The organism is Acidovorax sp. 35-64-16, from assembly GCF_002281195.1.
Classification (GTDB): Bacteria; Pseudomonadota; Gammaproteobacteria; order Burkholderiales; family Burkholderiaceae_C; genus Acidovorax; species Acidovorax defluvii.
In genome coordinates, this window is sequence record NZ_NCFM01000002.1 from 44,994 (window position 1) to 60,938 (window position 15,945).

At 62.1% G+C, this 15,945-nt stretch carries 12 protein-coding genes; 7 read left to right on the forward strand and 5 right to left on the reverse strand.

The genetic code is table 11. From position 1 onward, the window contains the following. Positions 1-78: 78 nt before the first annotated feature. The 3 genes from B7Y64_RS02500 to B7Y64_RS02510 all read right to left on the reverse strand — a co-directional run bounded on the left by B7Y64_RS02500 (position 79) and on the right by B7Y64_RS02510 (position 5,211). Positions 79-3,036 (reverse strand): aconitate hydratase, encoded by a 2,958-nt coding sequence (locus B7Y64_RS02500; RefSeq protein ID WP_291328301.1) that lies wholly within the window; start codon positions 3,034-3,036, stop codon positions 79-81. A gap of 454 nt (positions 3,037-3,490) precedes the next feature. Continuing rightward, positions 3,491-3,778, reverse strand: coding sequence for an H-NS histone family protein (locus B7Y64_RS02505; protein ID WP_024816013.1), 288 nt, complete (start codon positions 3,776-3,778; stop codon positions 3,491-3,493). A 128-nt stretch (positions 3,779-3,906) separates the two neighbouring features. After that, entirely contained in the window at positions 3,907-5,211 is a 1,305-nt protein-coding gene (locus B7Y64_RS02510; protein ID WP_024816014.1) for a hemolysin family protein, read from the reverse strand. A gap of 24 nt (positions 5,212-5,235) precedes the next feature. Here B7Y64_RS02510 and B7Y64_RS02515 point away from each other — a divergent pair, with 24 nt between their 5' ends. Further along, positions 5,236-6,081 carry a symmetrical bis(5'-nucleosyl)-tetraphosphatase gene (locus B7Y64_RS02515; protein WP_291328303.1) on the forward strand — a complete coding sequence of 282 codons (846 nt, stop codon included), beginning with the start codon at positions 5,236-5,238 and terminating at the stop codon, positions 6,079-6,081. A gap of 19 nt (positions 6,082-6,100) precedes the next feature. Here B7Y64_RS02515 and B7Y64_RS02520 read toward each other — a convergent pair whose 3' ends face one another. Both B7Y64_RS02520 and B7Y64_RS02525 read right to left on the reverse strand, forming a co-directional pair. Beyond that, positions 6,101-7,141: an FAD:protein FMN transferase gene (locus B7Y64_RS02520; RefSeq protein WP_291326655.1), complete on the reverse strand. Its 1,041-nt coding sequence runs from the start codon at positions 7,139-7,141 to the stop codon at positions 6,101-6,103. A gap of 12 nt (positions 7,142-7,153) precedes the next feature. Further along, positions 7,154-7,588: a c-type cytochrome gene (locus B7Y64_RS02525; RefSeq protein ID WP_291326657.1), complete on the reverse strand. Its 435-nt coding sequence runs from the start codon at positions 7,586-7,588 to the stop codon at positions 7,154-7,156. A gap of 311 nt (positions 7,589-7,899) precedes the next feature. On the opposite strand from B7Y64_RS02525, the gene B7Y64_RS02530 reads away from it, so the two are divergent. From B7Y64_RS02530 to B7Y64_RS02555, 6 genes are all read left to right on the forward strand, one after another. Beyond that, entirely contained in the window at positions 7,900-8,265 is a 366-nt protein-coding gene (locus tag B7Y64_RS02530) for a hypothetical protein (RefSeq protein WP_291328305.1), read from the forward strand. An 11-nt stretch (positions 8,266-8,276) separates the two neighbouring features. Further along, entirely contained in the window at positions 8,277-10,214 is a 1,938-nt protein-coding gene (gene nosZ / locus B7Y64_RS02535; RefSeq protein ID WP_291326990.1) for a TAT-dependent nitrous-oxide reductase, read from the forward strand. A gap of 100 nt (positions 10,215-10,314) precedes the next feature. Further along, entirely contained in the window at positions 10,315-12,939 is a 2,625-nt protein-coding gene (locus B7Y64_RS02540) for a NosR/NirI family protein (RefSeq protein WP_291326988.1), read from the forward strand. After that, positions 12,936-14,213, forward strand: a complete 1,278-nt coding sequence (locus B7Y64_RS02545; RefSeq protein WP_291326986.1) for a nitrous oxide reductase family maturation protein NosD — start codon at positions 12,936-12,938, stop codon at positions 14,211-14,213. The genes B7Y64_RS02540 and B7Y64_RS02545 overlap by 4 nt, the downstream gene beginning before the upstream one ends. A 4-nt stretch (positions 14,214-14,217) precedes the next feature. Continuing rightward, positions 14,218-15,120 (forward strand): ABC transporter ATP-binding protein, encoded by a 903-nt coding sequence (locus B7Y64_RS02550; protein ID WP_291326984.1) that lies wholly within the window; start codon positions 14,218-14,220, stop codon positions 15,118-15,120. Between the two features lie 11 nt (positions 15,121-15,131). Beyond that, a complete protein-coding gene (locus tag B7Y64_RS02555; protein ID WP_024816022.1) occupies positions 15,132-15,944 on the forward strand; it encodes an ABC transporter permease subunit in 813 nt (270 codons plus the stop codon). Position 15,945 lies beyond the last annotated feature (1 nt).

A 15,945-nucleotide genomic window follows, 5' to 3' on the forward strand; every position in this document is an offset into this window, starting at 1 on the left:
GCCCGGCCGGGTCGCGCGCGTTTGGGCGCTTGGGTGTTTGGGCGTTTTTACGCTTTGTCGTTTTGGCGTTTGGCCCTGTCAGGAGCCCGCCAGCAGCTGGCGCAGCACGAACGGCAAGATGCCACCCGCCCGGTAGTAGTCCACTTCGATCGGCGTGTCGATGCGCAGCGTGACCACCACTTGCTGGCGCGTGCCGTCTTCGCGGTGAATGACCAGCGTGGCATCGCTTTGCGGGGTGAGCGCGGCGTCGGGCAGCACATCAATCACCTCGGCACCTGTCAGGCCCAGCGATTGCCACGAATCGCCGCCCTTGAACTGCAGGGGCAGCACGCCCATGCCCACCAGGTTGGAGCGGTGGATGCGCTCAAAACTGCGCGCCACCACGGCCTTGATGCCCAGCAGCTGCGTGCCTTTGGCGGCCCAGTCACGGCTGGAGCCGGTGCCGTATTCCTCGCCGGCAAACACCACCGTGGGTGTCTCTTGTGCCATGTATTGCATGGCCGCGTCAAAGATGAACATCTTCTCGCCCCGCAGCGGCCCCTCGTTCTGGAACACCGTGACGCCGCCTTCCTCGCGCGAGCCATCGGCCGTGGGTGCAATCATGAGGTTCTTGATGCGCACGTTGGCGAAGGTGCCGCGCACCATCACATCGTGGTTGCCGCGGCGCGCGCCGTAGCTGTTGAAGTCGGCCTTTTGCACACCGTGCTGCACCAGCCACTGGCCGGCGGGCGAGCTGGTCTTGATGGAGCCAGCGGGCGAGATATGGTCGGTGGTGATGGAATCGCCAAACAGCGCCATGATGCGGGCACCCTGCACTGTTATCTGACCATTTTGGCCTGTAGCGCCCACCCCTTCTGCGCTAGTAGCTCCTTTTTCGAGAGCGAAATTGGCAAAAAATGGCGGCTCGGCAATGTAGGTGCTGGCAGGCCAGGTGTAGGTGGTGCCGGCCACCCCCTTGATTTTTTTCCACAGCTTGCCAGGGTCGGTGGCGACCTTGGCGTAGTTTTCGCGAAAGGCCTTGCCCTTCATGGCGAACTTCATGAGCCGGTGAATCTCGTCGCTGCTCGGCCAGATGTCGCCCAGGTAAATGTCTTTGCCCCCCTTGCCCTGGCCCACGGGCTCGGTCATCAGGTCCCTGAGCACCGTGCCGGCGATCGCATAGGCCACCACCAGTGGCGGGCTGGCCAGAAAGTTGGCCTTGAGATTGGGGTGGATGCGCGCCTCGAAGTTGCGGTTGCCCGACAGCACGGCGGCGCACACCAGGTCGTTGCTGGTGATGGCCTCGTTGAGTTCGGGCGTGAGGTCGCCCGCATTGCCGATACAGGTGGTGCAGCCGTAACCGGCCAGTGCAAAACCCAGCTTTTCCAGATACGGCAGCAGCCCGGTTTCACGCAGGTATTCGGTGACGATGCGCGAGCCGGGTGCGAGCGAAGTCTTGATGTGCGGCTGCACCCTGAGCCCCGCCTCCACGGCTTTCTTGGCCAGCAGGCCAGCCGCCAGCAGCACGCTGGGGTTGCTGGTGTTGGTGCAGCTGGTGATGGCAGCAATCAGCACGTCGCCATTGCCCACTGTGGGGTCGGTGCCCTTGGCAGGCAGCGTGGCCGCGCTGGCCTCTTCATGCGCAGTGGCCAGCGCCGGCTTGTTGGACTCCATCTCGGCCACAAAGCGCGGCGCCCCCATGGGGGTGGGCTTGCCATCTGGCGTGGCGCCAACCACCACCTCATCGCGGCGGTGGATGTGAAAGCGCGTGTGCAGCAAATCGGCTGGGCGGTTGAAGCCGTTGTCGGCATTGGACTTGCTGAACAGGTCGGCAAACTGGCCCGCCACCTTGCCCAGCTCGATGCGGTCTTGCGGGCGCTTGGGGCCAGCCAGGCTGGGGGTGACTTGCCCCAGGTCGAGCTTCACGACCTGCGAGTAATCCACCTCGCCCGCCAGCGGCACGCCAAACAGCCCTTGGGCCCTGAAATAGGCCTCGAATGCTTCGATCTCACTCTTGGTGCGGCCCGTGCCCTTGAAGTACTCGATGGTTCGCTCGTCCACCGGGAAAAAGCCCATGGTGGCACCATATTCTGGCGCCATGTTGCCAATGGTGGCGCGATCGGGCAGCGCCAGGGTGCGCGTGCCCTCGCCAAAAAATTCGACAAACTTGCCCACCACCTTGTGCTGGCGCAGGATTTCGGTCACGGTGAGCACCAGGTCAGTGGCGGTGACGCCTTCGCGCAGCTGGCCGGTGAGTTCCATGCCCACCACATCGGGGGTCAAAAGATACACCGGCTGGCCCAGCATGGCGGCTTCGGCCTCGATGCCGCCCACGCCCCAGCCCACCACGCCAATGCCGTTGATCATGGTGGTGTGGCTGTCGGTGCCCACCAGGGTGTCGGGGTAGTACACAGGGAGTGCGCCGGCCTTCGCCGACGCGTAGCCCTCCTTGCGCTTGTGCACGCCGCGCGCCAGGTATTCGAGGTTGACCTGGTGCACGATGCCAAAGCCCGGCGGCACCACGCCAAAGGTGTCAAAGGCCTGCATGCCCCATTTCATGAACTCGTAGCGCTCGCGGTTGCGCTGAAATTCGAGCTTCATGTTCAGGTCGAGCGAATTCTTCTGGCCGTAGTGATCGACCATGATGGAGTGGTCCACCACCAAGTCCACGGGCACCAGAGGCTCGATCTTCTTGGGGTTCTTGCCCAGCTTGGCAGCCACGCTGCGCATGGCGGCCAGGTCGGCCAGCAGCGGCACACCGGTGAAGTCCTGCAACACCACGCGCGAAACGACAAACGGGATCTCATCCTTGCGCGCGGCCTGGGGCGCCCATTGGGCGAGTTGTTGCACATGCTCGGCAGTCACTTTGCGCCCATCGCAATTGCGCAGCACCGATTCGAGCACGATGCGAATCGACACGGGCAATCGGTTGACCTGTGGAAACTGCCTGGCCAGCGCGGGCAGAGAATACAACTGGCCTGCTTTGCCGGACGCAGTCTTGAAACTCTTCAGCGTGGAGGCAAAAGCGTGGCGGGCGGGCTTGGACGACGAGGCCATGGTGAACTCCGGTAAGGAACAACAAGGCCTATTCTGGCAGTCTCACCGGGCGGTGCAATCGTGGGGCCATACAGAAACAGGCGCCATACTGTTTCACGTGCGAGATGGGAGTCGGCCCCGCACGGGCGTTGCACCCGCTATTGCCCATTGCTGCCACAGCGGGCCTGCCATGCAATACCGTGAGCTCTCAAGTGTGCAGCGTTACAAATAGAACGCTTGTGCTATTTCAATCAGGTCGCAGCAGATTCTGCCGTCTTCGTTCAGAACCAGGGAATGACAGGCCGGGTAATACGCGCATCCATTTATGCTTTATCGCACGTTATTGCGGCCGATCAAGACAAAGCGGGCGGGCAGCCATGCGCGCCACCGCGGCAATTGCCACCCACCCCTTGCGGAGTGAATGGCCATAAAAAAGTCCGCCAAGGCGGACTTTTTGAACGAATGCAGAAATGGATTAAATGGCGAACTGCTCACGGTTCTCATTTTGAATCCACTTGGGGGCCTTGCCACGGCCGGTCCAGGTCTGTCCGGTGGCAGGGTTGCGGTATTTGGGGGCTACCTTGGAACCAGCGCTGGCGCTGCGTGCCTTGCCTGCTGGAAAAACATCCTGCGCGGTGAGGCCAAACTCCGTCACCAAAGCACGAACTTGCGAGACCGCTTCCGACAGCTCATTGCGCCGGGCTTCATTGATCTTCTGCTCAAGGGCTTCGCGCTGCTTCAGGAGTTCTTTGTAGCTGGACATGGTGTGTAGTTAAAGGTGGTTTTGAAGAAGTCTGCATTATAAGAATAATGTCAGCTTTGTGCAGGCACTCTTCAAACTACGAGTCAATTTCAACAAAATTTTCCGATCCTGTGCGGCGCGCTGGATATTCAGCCTTCCTGCGCCAGGGAGTCGGGTTGCGCGAGCACCTTGTCAATTCGCTTTCCATCCAGATCCAGAATTTCAAATATCCACCCGGCACAGGCAATACGCTCGGCTACTGCAGGCAAATGGCCGGATTCGGCCATCAGAAGGCCCGCCAGCGTGTTATAGCGCCCACGGTCTTCTTCGGGCAAATCCCGAATATCGAGCCTTGCCTTGAGTTCGGTCACGGGCATCAAACCGTCCAATAACCAGGTTCCGTCGTCGCGCATCGTCGCCCAGGCATCAGCCGATGCGCCCGGCTGCAGTTCCCCGGTAATGGCTTCCAGCAAATCGCGCGGCGTCATGATGCCTTGCACGACACCATATTCATCCACCACAAATATCATGCGGCCCGACCGTGCACGGAACTGCTCCAGCAATTCCATTCCACTCAGCGTTTCGGGCAGAAAAGCTGCAGGCTGCGCATAAGACTCCACAGTGCCGGGAGCCTCAGGGCCCAACTCCAGCATGCGCGCCACGCTGATTACACCCACCACCTCGTCAAGCGAACCGCGACACACCGGGTACCACGAATGGGCGCCCTGTTCGCCGCCAGTGCCCGCCATGCGCAGGCCTTCCAGCACGGTCAGGCTGGCATCGAGCCATTGAACATCGGTGCGCGGCACCATCAGCGACGTCAGGGGCCTGTCGTCCAGACGAAACACGTTTTGCACCATCTGGTGCTCGTGATGCTCGATAACGCCCGCATCACGCCCCTCATCAAGGCTTGCGGTGATTTCTTCTTCGGTCACCATTCGGCCCGCATCGTTGTCCACCCGCAGCAGTTTGAGCACGCCCTGCGTGGACAGCGACAGCAGGCGCACAAAGGGCTTGGCGCCTTGTGCCACCCACGTCATGGGGCGCGCCACAAACCGCGCAACGGTTTCGGGGTAAAGCTGGCCAATGCGCTTGGGCACCAATTCGCCAAACACAATGGTGATGAAGGTGATGACCGTGACCACGATGGCCGTGGCGCTCACGCTGGCCGCGCTTTCCGGCACCCCCATGGTCTGCAACCACACACCCAGGCGGCTGCTGAACGCGGCCTCGCCAATGATGCCGTTGATCATGCCAATGGATGTGATGCCTACCTGCACCGACGACAGGAACTGCGTGGGATTGTCGAGTAAGGTAAGGGCAGCCTGAGCCCCCTTGTCACCGCCCTCCGCCATGGCAGCGAGCCTGGATTTGCGGCTGGAAGCCAAAGCGAGTTCCGACATGGCAAACACGCCGTTGAGCAGTGTCAGCAGCGCGATCAGCAGAAAATCCATGAATCAAAAGGTAAAACGAACACCATGGCACTTTACTGTATTGGCGATATCCAGGGTTGCGACAGCGCATTGGGGCGTCTGCTCGACCTGATCGGTTTTTCTGCGAGCAGGGATACCGTCTACCTTCTGGGCGATCTCGTCAACCGGGGCCCCGACTCCGCCGCCGTGCTGCGCCGATGCATGGCGCACGGCGATGCCCTGCGCCCCCTGCTGGGCAACCACGACCTGCATCTGCTGGCGGCCGCACATGGCGCCCGCAAACCCTCGCGACGCGACACGCTGGCCAGCATTCTGGAGGCCCCTGACCGCGACGCGCTGCTGCAATGGCTGCGCCTGCAGCCGCTGGCCCGCCAGCATGTTTACGGTGGAACACCTTTGCTGATGGTGCACGCGGGCGTGCTGCCCGCCTGGACTGCGGCCGAAACCCTGGATCTGGCCGACGAAGTGCACCGTGTTTTGCAGAGCGCCGATCTGCCGGCATTTCTGCAGCAGATGTATGGCAACACCCCGGATCATTGGAACGCTTCCTTGACGGGCCCGGACCGCTTGCGCGTGATTGTGAATGCACTCACACGGCTGCGTTTTTGCTCAGCCCAGGGGGTCATGGATTTTGATAGCACCGAGAGCGCCAGTGCTGCACCACCCGGGTTGATGCCCTGGTTTGACGTGCCTGGCCGTTCCACGGCCGATACCTTGATCGCCTTCGGACACTGGTCCACGCTGGGCTGGCTGAACCGCCCGCATTGCCTGGGGCTGGACACGGGGTGTGTGTGGGGAGGCTGTCTGAGCGCGGTGCGCTTTGGCAGCTCACTCGATGAACGCGAGCTTCTTCAGGTGCGGTGCGAGCAAGCACAAGCCCCTGGCACCTGAAGAAGTCGCCCGGTCGCTTTCAAGCAGTCCCGCGTGACAGTGCCGCGGCCATGCCCGGGGAATACCAAGCGCCGCGGTCGCCAGAGACCACCAGCGCCTCGACCCCCGGCTGGCGTGCCACCAGCGCTTTTCCGCCCTGCGGGCCTTGCACCATCATGGCAGCACCCAGACCATTCACCTGCGCCACGTCACGGGCCAGCAAACTGACGCCATGCACACCGACGGTTGGGTATCCCGTGCGGGGATCCAGAATATGGTGCTCGCGCTTGCCACCCACGAAGAAATAGCGCTCGTAGTCACCCGACGATGCCACCACCGCCTGGCCCTCAACAGACAGCGCACCCAGCAGGCGCTCTGGCGCACGCGGATCACGCAGACCCACACGCCATGGACGCCCCTGCAGCTGCCCCATCACCAGCACGTCGCCGCCACCGTTGATGAGTGCGTTGCTTACGCCCTGCTGGCGCAACACCCGCATGCCGGCTTCCAGGATGGGCAGTTTGGCAATGCCCCCCAGATCCAGGGCCATGCCCTGCCGGGCGAGATAGGCAGTGCCCGCCTGCTCGTCCAGCACCAGGCGACGGGCATCGACCAGTTGCCGTTGTCGTGCCAACACGCCAGCGGGCGGAACCGTCTTTCGGCCGGCCTCGAAGCTCCACCCCTTGAGGGAACCCACGGTGACGTCGAAGGCACCACCACTGAGCCGGAACAACTGCTGCGACGTTTTGAGCACCGCCATCACTTCTGACGGAACGGCTACCGGCTGAACACCGGCTGCAGCGCTGATGCGGCTGACCACGCTGTCAGGCTGGTAGCGACTGAAAAGCGCTTCCAGCCGCGCCATTTCAGCATAGGCGTGATCAACAGCATGGCGCAGCAAAGGCTCGCCACCACCATCCACCACGATATCGACCTGCGTGCCCATCAAGGCACGCGATTCACGTTGCGGCGCCCGGGAAACCGGGGCCGCCGAAGCCCACGACACGCACCCCAGCAAGGGGAGCGCCATGGCCACCCGGCGCCTGGTCGGGCTGAACATCGTCGATTCAGCGGATTTCATGGTGCGTCCGGATCAGATGGATTGATCAGCCATGAAGTCCACAGCGGCCTTCACTTCATCATCGGTCAAGGATGTACCACCGCCACGCGCCGGCATCATGCCCTTGGCACCCGTGAAACCCTCAATCGCGTGCTTGTACAGCAGGTCCTTGCCCTGGGCAATGCGCGGGCCCCAGTCGGCCTTGTCACCGGGCTTGGGAGCACCCGCCACGCCAGCGCCATGGCACAGGGCACAAGTTTTTCCATACACACTCTTGCCGACCGAGTTTTCCGCTACAGGTGCCGCAGCAGGAGCGGCGGCTGGTGCTGGAGCGGCTACAGGTGCAGGTGCGGGTGCTGCGGCCGGTGCTGCCGACGGCGCGGCCGCTTCAGTCGACTTCTTGTCGCCACAGGCACCGAGTGCCAAAGAGAGAGCCGCAAGTGCAACCAAACCAGATAGTTTTTTCATGGGGATATTCCTGTACTCAAGGTCAATAAAAAGAAGAACGGAAAAAGCTCCTGGCAAGGCCAGGAAGGCTCTGAGCGCACCAAGGCAATGCCAGGGCGCACCGTCCAGCCACTTTGCAAGGCATCCCATCCCAACTCAACCCTGCCGGAACGACACACCCGGTGAACATCATAAGAACAAGCAGGATGCGATGCATGGTGGACAACGCCCACACTATAGACCGACCGGCTTGACAAGCGCCCTCCTTTCGGCCGTCAATATGTGACTTAGATCAATTTGATTCACTTTGAATGAACCTATATTCGACCTCCATGAACACAACCAATCCCATGGCCCGATTCCGTTTGTGGGTGCTGGCGTGGTTTTTGATGTCGCTCGGCGCAGCCACTGCGACGCCAATATTCCAGCCCAAGATGCTGGATGTCGTCTGCACCACCTCTGGTGCCCTGAAGTTCTTCGCCCTCACCGACGAGGGCGCTATCGAATCCGACGCTGATACACAGAACTGCCCCCTGTGCCTGGTAGGCGGCGTGCCTCCCACCGACGCTTATTCGCTGCCGCCAGCAACGCCTGCGGTTGCGCCCCTTCCCTGCTTGCGTTCCTTTCCCCGCGCTGTTGCTGCAACTGCAGCGCCACCACCGGCGCGGGCCCCCCCGTTTTTTCTGAGCCAATCCTAAAGAGGTGAACCATGAGCGATAAGAGAGAAGTCAAACCAGAAACCGTCGGTATCGGCCGTCGCCGTTTCATCAATACCGCGGCACTGGCAGGCCTGACTGCCGGTGTGGCAGCTTGCAACGACAAGCCAGCCAATGCGCCAGCACAAGCAGCATCGGGCCCTGTCGCGGCACCTGCTGCAGCCCACTCCGGTGGAGCGAATGCAACGCACCTCAAACCCGGTGAACTCGACACATACTATGGCCTGTGGAGCGGCGGCCACAACGGCGACGTGCGCGTGCTGGGCCTGCCTTCCGGTCGCGAGCTTCTGCGCATCCCCTGCTTCGTGCCCGATGCGCTGGTGGGCTGGGGCGTTACCAATGAATCCAAGGCCGTCATGGGCACCAAGGCCGACGGTAGCCTGCGCTACACCGTGGCTGACACCCACCACCTGCATGGCTCCTACAAGGACGGAAACTACGATGGCCGCTACGCTTGGGTCAACGACAAGATCAACAGCCGTATTGCGCGCATCCGCCTCGATTACTTCATCTGCGACAAGATCACCGAACTGCCCAACGTGCAGGGCTTTCACGGCATTTTCCCCGACAAGCGCGACCCGGTCGATCAGGCCATCAACTACACCACGCGCGTGTTCTGCGGCGCCGAATTCGGCATTCCCCTGCCCAACGATGGCAAGGATGTGAACGCAGCCGAGAAGTACCGCTCGCTGTTCACCTGCGTGGACGCAGAAACCATGGAAGTGCGCTGGCAGGTGCTGATCGACGGCAACTGTGACCTGACGGCGACTTCGTTCGACGGCAAACTGGCTGCCACCAACCAGTACAACACCGAAAACGGCGTCCACTACGAAGACATGATGTCGGCCGAGCGCGATGCCTGCCTGTTCTTCAACGTTGCCCGCATCGAAGAGGCAGTGAAGGCCGGCAAGTTCAAGACGTACGGCGCGTCCAAGGTGCCTGTCGTGGACGGCACCCGCGAGGCCAACAAGGACGCCAAGACGGCCCTTACCGCCTATGTGAGCGTTCCCAAGAACCCCCACGGCGTGAACGCCAGCCCCGACCAGAAATACTTCATCTGCGCCGGCAAACTGTCGCCTACGGCCACCGTGATCGAGTTGACCAAGGTGCTGGACTGGTTCGACGGTAAGATGGAGAAAATCGACGACGCCATCGTCGCCGAGGTGGAAATCGGACTGGGCCCGCTGCACACGGCTTTCGACGGCCGCGGCAACGCCTACACCACACTTTTCCTGGACAGCCAGGTGGTCAAGTGGAACGTGGAAGCGGCCATCAAGTTCCATGCGGGCGACAAGAACGCGAAGTACGTGGTAGACCGCCTGGACGTGCACTACCAGCCCGGCCACATCAATGCCACGCACTCCGAGACCATCGCCGCCGACGGCAAGTACCTCGCCGTGGGCTGCAAGTTCTCCAAGGACCGTTTTCTGCCGGTGGGCCCCTTCCACCCCGAGAACGAGCAACTGATCGACATCTCCGGCGACAAGATGGTGCTGCTGGCCGACCACCCGGTACGCGGCGAGCCCCACGACTTCATCATCTTCAAGCGTGACATCGTCAAGCCCAAGCAGGTGTATGACCTGAACGAGTTCCCCTTGGCCGTCAAGGACGCCAAGGAATCCGGTGTCTTCCGCAATGGCAAGAAGGTCACGGTGAAACTCACGTCCCAGGCGCCTGCCTTCAGCCTGCGTGAATTCACAGTGAAGAAGGGCGATGAAGTCACGCTGATCCTTACCAATCTCGACAAGATCGAAGACTTGACCCACGGCTTCGCTGTGCCCAAGTACAACATCCAGTTCGTGATCAACCCGCTGGAGACCAAGTCGGTGACCTTCATTGCCGACAAGCCCGGTGTGTTCTGGGCCTACTGCTCCACCTTCTGCCATGCGTTGCACCTGGAGATGCGCACGCGCATGATCGTCGAGGCCTGATGACGTGCAATCCCCTGGGGCATGCCCCAGGGGATTTAGGTCAAGTTGGCCTGTAACGCAGGTTCTGCAAGCGGTACCTGCTATTGTTTGGATAGTATTTATGCCCTCCCTCGGTCCACGGTTCGCAGCCTTCTGTTTTGCACTGTTCATGGCGCTCGCCCTGCTGGCGCCCCGCGCCCACGCCAGTGCCTACGAGGCGGAACTGCCTGACAACCTGGCCACCACGCCTGCCATGTGCTCGCTGTTGCCTTGTGCCGAGGTTTTTCCGGGTGCCACGCATTTTTCCGACCGCAAGGGCCAGCCGCCCTATGTGGAGGCTTACGACAACGACTCGGCCCAGAAGAAGCTGCTGGGCTACGTGATGCTGTCCACCGACATCACCGACACGCCCGCTTATTCGGGCAAGCCGGTGGTCACGCTCATCGGGATGGACACCCAGGGCCATTTCGTCGGCGTGAAGGTGCTCAAGCATTCCGAGCCCATCCTGCTGCTGGGCATTCCCGAATCCGCCCTTATCAATTTCAACAACCAGTACCTGGGTAAGTCGGTCACCGACACCATCGAGGTCGGTCCCTCGCGCCCCGACGAGAACGTGATTGGACTGGACGCCATATCAGGCGCCACCGTCACTGTCGTTGCGCAAAACCAGGTGGTCATGGCTGCGGGCGCCGCCGTGGCACGCCAGACCGGCATCATCGCGCCCACGGTGCGCGAGCCCGCGCGCTTCGTCACCACCGGCCAGAAGTACGACTGGGCGCAACTCGAGCAAATGGGCGTGGTGCAGCGGCTGTTCGTCAAGCCCGAGCAGGTGGGTCTGCCGCGCGGCCCCGAGCCTTTCATCGAAATGTGGTTTGGCGACCTAAACCACCCCGACATTGCCCGCAGCCTGCTGGGCGACCGCGGTTTTGAGAATCTTCGCTCGCGCCTGAAGGAGGGTGAGAACGCGCTGTTCATCATCAAGACGGGCGGCCAGGAATCCTTCAAGGGTTCGGGCTTCGTGCGCGGTGGCATTTACGACCGCGTGCAGGTCAAGCAGGGAGCGGACTCCTTCACCTTCCGCGACCTTGATTCGTACAACCTCTACGGCCTGGAGGCTGCGGGCGCGCCGCGCTATACCGAATCTGCCATCTTCATCATCCGCTCGCATTCGTTCTCTGCCGCCTACCCCTGGAAGCTGGCCTTCCTGGGCAACCGGGTGGACCGCGCCACGGGCCACCGCAGTTTTGCAGTGTTCGAGTCCAAATACTGGCTTCCCGCCAGCAGCCTGGAGGGCGGTCGCCCCGTGGTCAAGGAGCCCGACGCCCCCTGGGTGCGCATCTGGAAGTCTCAGGCCCTGCCCATCAGCCTGTTCGCGCTGTTGCTGGTGGCCGTCACCGTGGTTTATGCCTTGCGCGAAAAGCTCACGCGGCTGTCCACGCACAAGAACAAGTGGCCGGTGAACGCCTTCAAATACACGTTCTGGGCCATCAGCATCTTCTGGGTCGGGTTTGGCTATATGGCCCAGCCCTCCATCACCCAGGTACTGACCTGGTTCCATTCGTTGCTGTTCCAGTGGACCTGGTCGCTGTTCCTGTCCGACCCGTTTATTTTCCTGTTCTGGATCTTCATCATCGTCACGGTGTTCCTGTTTGGCCGCGGCCTGTTCTGCGGCTGGATGTGCCCGTTCGGTTCGCTGCAGGAAGCCATCTACAAGATCGCCCGGGCGGTGGGTCTGAAGCGTTTCCAGACCCAGCTGCCGCAGAAGTGGCATGACCGCCTGAAATGGATCAAATACGCCGTCTTCTTCTTTTTACTCGCCGTGTCCATGTTCTCCATGGGCCTGGCGGAAAAACTGTCCGAGGTCGAGCCCTTCAAGACCACCTTCCTGGTCGGCGTGATGAACCGCGCCTGGCCCTACGGCCTGTTCGTGGCCGCCATCCTGGGCGTGTCCATCTTCATCGAGCGGCCCTACTGCAAATACATCTGCCCGCTGGGCGCATCGCTGGCCATGCCCAGCACGTTCCGCTGGTTCGGCCTCAAGCGCAAGCAGGACTGCAACAGCTGCAAGGCCTGCGCCGTGGGCTGCGGTGCACAGGCGATTGACGCAGACGGCCGCATCGACCACCGCGAGTGCCTGCATTGCCTGGACTGCATGATCCTGTACACCGACACCAAGGGCTGCCCGCCCCTGGCCAAGGAACGCAAGCGCCGCGAAAAAGACGGCCTGGAGATCACGCCGATTGGCGTCAACGGCTACTTCATTCCGATCCACCCGGCGACCAGCTTCACCGAGCAGATCAGCGCCAAAGCGGCCCAAGGCCCCGATCCGCGCATGCCAACGCCTCCTACGCTGCCAGCGCATAAAAACGGCGCGCGCGGCCTGCAATGGCTGTGGCTGGAAGTGCGCGATCACCTGTGGCCATGGAGCGTTGACGGCTGGCGATCGCAGCGTGCGCTGCAAATCGCGGGCCTCTCGCTTGCCGCGGCCGCGACGGTGGCCTGGTTGATGACGGCCATGGGCACGCTGTCGTCCGGCGCGATCATTGGCTGGTGGTTTGGCTGGAGCGTCTATGAAGTACTCATTCGCCTCTCTGGTAAACGCTACGTTAAAGACGGCCTGTGGTGGCGCGACCAGTACCGTGTTGCCGGTGTCATGGACATGGTGAGCTACGTGGGTTTCAAAAACCTGATGATCGGTGCCGTGTTGTTCCTGGCATTCAAATCCATGGGCTGGCTGGTGCCATGAAGGGTGTCATGCTGCGGCTGGTCTGCGCTGCCATGCTGGGCTGGATAGTTGCACAGCCCGCAGGCGCTGCCACGGTCATCGTCCATCCGGGGCAGGATCTGCAAGCTGCCGTTGCCGCCGCCGCGGCCGGTGACGTGATCGAGGTAGAACGCGGCCTGTACCGTGCCAACCTGCTGATCGACAAACCACTCACGCTGCGCGGCCTGAACCGACCCACGCTCAGTGGCGGGTTGAGTGGCGACACCATCCGCGTGACGGCTCCCGACGTGGTCATAGAGGGCCTGATCGTGCGCGACTCTGGTAGCAGCCTCCAGGATCAAAACGCCGGCATCTACCTCTACCCCGGGGCACACCGCGCGGTAGTGCAAAACTGCGACCTGACCTACAACCTGTTTGGCCTGTGGATCGAGAAGGTCAACGACGTGCGCATTGAGGGCAACCTCATCACGGGCAAGCGCGATTTCAATTCGGCCAAGCGCGGCAACGGCATTCAGCTCTACAACACCCAGCGTGCGCAGATCCTGCACAACAACGTCAGCTTCGTACGCGATGCGCTGTATGTGGACGTATCGCACCACGCCGTGTTCCGGGGCAACAAGCTGCATCACAGCCGCTATGGCACGCACTACATGACCTCGTACTACAACGTCTGGGAAAACAACGAAACCTACTACAACCGGGGCGGCCTGGCGCTGATGGAAGTGCGCGACCAGGTGGTGCGTGGCAACCGGGCCTGGGGCAACTCCGACCACGGCATCATGCTGCGCTCGGTGCAGGACTCGGTGGTCGAGAACAATGTGGTGGCAGGCAACAACCGGGGCTTTTTCATCTACGACGTCGAATACGCCGAGCTGAAAAACAACCTGGTGGTGGACAACGTGGTGGGCGTGCATTTGTCCGCCGGGTCCACGCGCAACGTGGTCGAGGGCAATGACTTCATCGGCAACCGCGAACAGGTGCGCTATGTGGGCGCACGCGACGAACGCTGGGGCGTCGAGAGCGGCAACCACTGGGCCAACTACCTGGGGTGGGATCGCGACGGCAACGGCGTGGGCGACGTACCCTATGAAGCCAACGACATGGTGGACCGGCTCAGCTGGCGCTATCCGAGCATGAAATTGTTGCTGGCCAGCCCCGCAGTGCAGGCATTGCGCCTGGTGGGCCAGCAATTTCCGATCCTTCGCGTGCCCTCGGTCGTTGACCCCAAGCCGCGCATGGTTCCGACCCATCAAAATTGGAGTGAGTGGCGTGGCAAGCATTTCCCCGGTCAATAACAGCATGGCGGTTTCGCTGCGCGGCGTGACCAAACATTACGGCGCTTTGCATGCGGTGGACGGGGTAGACCTGGACATCGCGCGCGGCGAAATTTTTGGCCTCATCGGCCACAACGGCGCGGGCAAAAGCACGCTGTTCAAAATGATGCTTGGCCTGATCCCGGCCACCAGCGGCGAGATCCTGGTCGGCGGTGCTTCAGTTCGCGGACGCGGTTTTCGGGCTGCGCGCCGCCACCTGGGCTACCTACCCGAGAACGTGGTGCTCTATGACAACCTGAGCGGCCTCGAAACCCTGCGTTTTTTTGCCAAGCTCAAGGGCGCCCCCCTGGCGCAGTGCCAGCCAGCACTTGATCGGGTGGGTTTGGCCCATGCGGGCAAGCGTCCGGTGCGCGAGTACTCCAAGGGCATGCGCCAGCGCCTGGGCTTTGCGCAGGCGCTACTGGGCTCGCCCCAGGTGCTGTTTCTGGACGAGCCCACCAGTGGCCTCGACCCGCAAGCCATCCGCGACTTTTATGCCACGCTGCGCGGCCTGCAGGCCGAAGGCGTGACCATCATCATCACCTCCCACATCCTGGCCGAACTGCAAGAGCGCGTCGGGCGCCTGGCGATTTTATCGGCCGGAAAAGTGCAGGCCGTGGGCAGCGTGCAGGCACTGCGCGAGCAAACCCACATGCCCCTGGTGTTTGAGCTGCAACTGCAAGCAGGAGACACGCCCGCCATCGCGCAGGCGCTAGAACACGCCACGGCAGCCACCCCCGAGCCAACCGCCCAGGGCTTGCGCCTGGCCTGCCCGCGCGAGCAAAAAATGGCCGTGCTGGCCGCACTGGCCCCCTTTGGGGCGCGCGTGCTCGACATCAAAATGCACGAGCCCTCGCTGGAAGACGTGTTCTTCGGGTTTTCGGACTGAAAGGACTGTCCATGGAATTGACACAAATCTTCACCGTTGCCGGCAAGGAATTCCGCGACCGTATCCGCAACCGCTGGGTGCTGGCCGTGGCGCTGGTGTTTGCCGTGTTCTCGCTCGTCATTGCCTACTTTGGCGGTGCGCAGCAGGGCGCGGTGGGCTTTCGCTCCATCGAGTTCACCATTGCCAGCCTGGTCAGCCTGGTGATTTACCTGATCCCCCTGATTGCGCTGCTGCTCGGTTTTGATGCCATCGTGGGCGAGCGCGAGCGCGGCTCGCTCGACCTGCTGCTGTCGCTGCCCATCACCCGGCTGGAGCTGCTGCTGGGCAAATACCTGGGCCTGGCGGCGGCGCTGACCTTGTCCACGCTGGTCGGTTTTGGCCTGGTCGCGGTGCTGCTGTATCAACACGTCAGTTGGTCCGGGCTGTACCACTACATTGGCTTCATGATCAGCTCGGTGCTGCTGGGCTTGGCATTTTTGAGCATGGCCGTGCTGATGTCCGTGATCGCCCGCGACCGCACCCGCGCCTCGGGCCTGGCCATTGCCATGTGGTTCTTCTTTGTGCTGGTGTTTGACCTGCTGCTGCTGGGCGTGCTGGTAGCCACCGGCGGCAGCTTTGGCGGCGATGCATTTGCCTGGCTGCTGCTGCTCAACCCGGCCGATGTGTTCCGTATCCTGAACGTTTTTTCGCTCGACGAAGTGCGCACGCTCTATGGCCTGGCCAGCATCGTTCCGTCTTCGCTGGGCAGTCCCGCCATCATGGGCGGCGTCATGGTGGCCTGGATTGTGCTGCCGCTCGCGCTGGCCCGCTGGAGATTCAAATGAA

Bases quoted from the DNA above. Each gene is read 5' to 3' on its own strand.
- B7Y64_RS02500 (WP_291328301.1), bottom strand. From the start codon at position 3,036: ATGGCCTCGTCGTCCAAGCCCGCCCGCCACGCTTTTGCCTCCACGCTG.
- B7Y64_RS02505 (WP_024816013.1), bottom strand. From the start codon at position 3,778: ATGTCCAGCTACAAAGAACTCCTGAAGCAGCGCGAAGCCCTTGAGCAG.
- B7Y64_RS02510 (WP_024816014.1), bottom strand. From the start codon at position 5,211: ATGGATTTTCTGCTGATCGCGCTGCTGACACTGCTCAACGGCGTGTTT.
- B7Y64_RS02515 (WP_291328303.1), top strand. From the start codon at position 5,236: ATGGCACTTTACTGTATTGGCGATATCCAGGGTTGCGACAGCGCATTG.
- B7Y64_RS02520 (WP_291326655.1), bottom strand. From the start codon at position 7,141: ATGAAATCCGCTGAATCGACGATGTTCAGCCCGACCAGGCGCCGGGTG.
- B7Y64_RS02525 (WP_291326657.1), bottom strand. From the start codon at position 7,588: ATGAAAAAACTATCTGGTTTGGTTGCACTTGCGGCTCTCTCTTTGGCA.
- B7Y64_RS02530 (WP_291328305.1), top strand. From the start codon at position 7,900: ATGAACACAACCAATCCCATGGCCCGATTCCGTTTGTGGGTGCTGGCG.
- nosZ (WP_291326990.1), top strand. From the start codon at position 8,277: ATGAGCGATAAGAGAGAAGTCAAACCAGAAACCGTCGGTATCGGCCGT.
- B7Y64_RS02540 (WP_291326988.1), top strand. From the start codon at position 10,315: ATGCCCTCCCTCGGTCCACGGTTCGCAGCCTTCTGTTTTGCACTGTTC.
- B7Y64_RS02545 (WP_291326986.1), top strand. From the start codon at position 12,936: ATGAAGGGTGTCATGCTGCGGCTGGTCTGCGCTGCCATGCTGGGCTGG.
- B7Y64_RS02550 (WP_291326984.1), top strand. From the start codon at position 14,218: ATGGCGGTTTCGCTGCGCGGCGTGACCAAACATTACGGCGCTTTGCAT.
- B7Y64_RS02555 (WP_024816022.1), top strand. From the start codon at position 15,132: ATGGAATTGACACAAATCTTCACCGTTGCCGGCAAGGAATTCCGCGAC.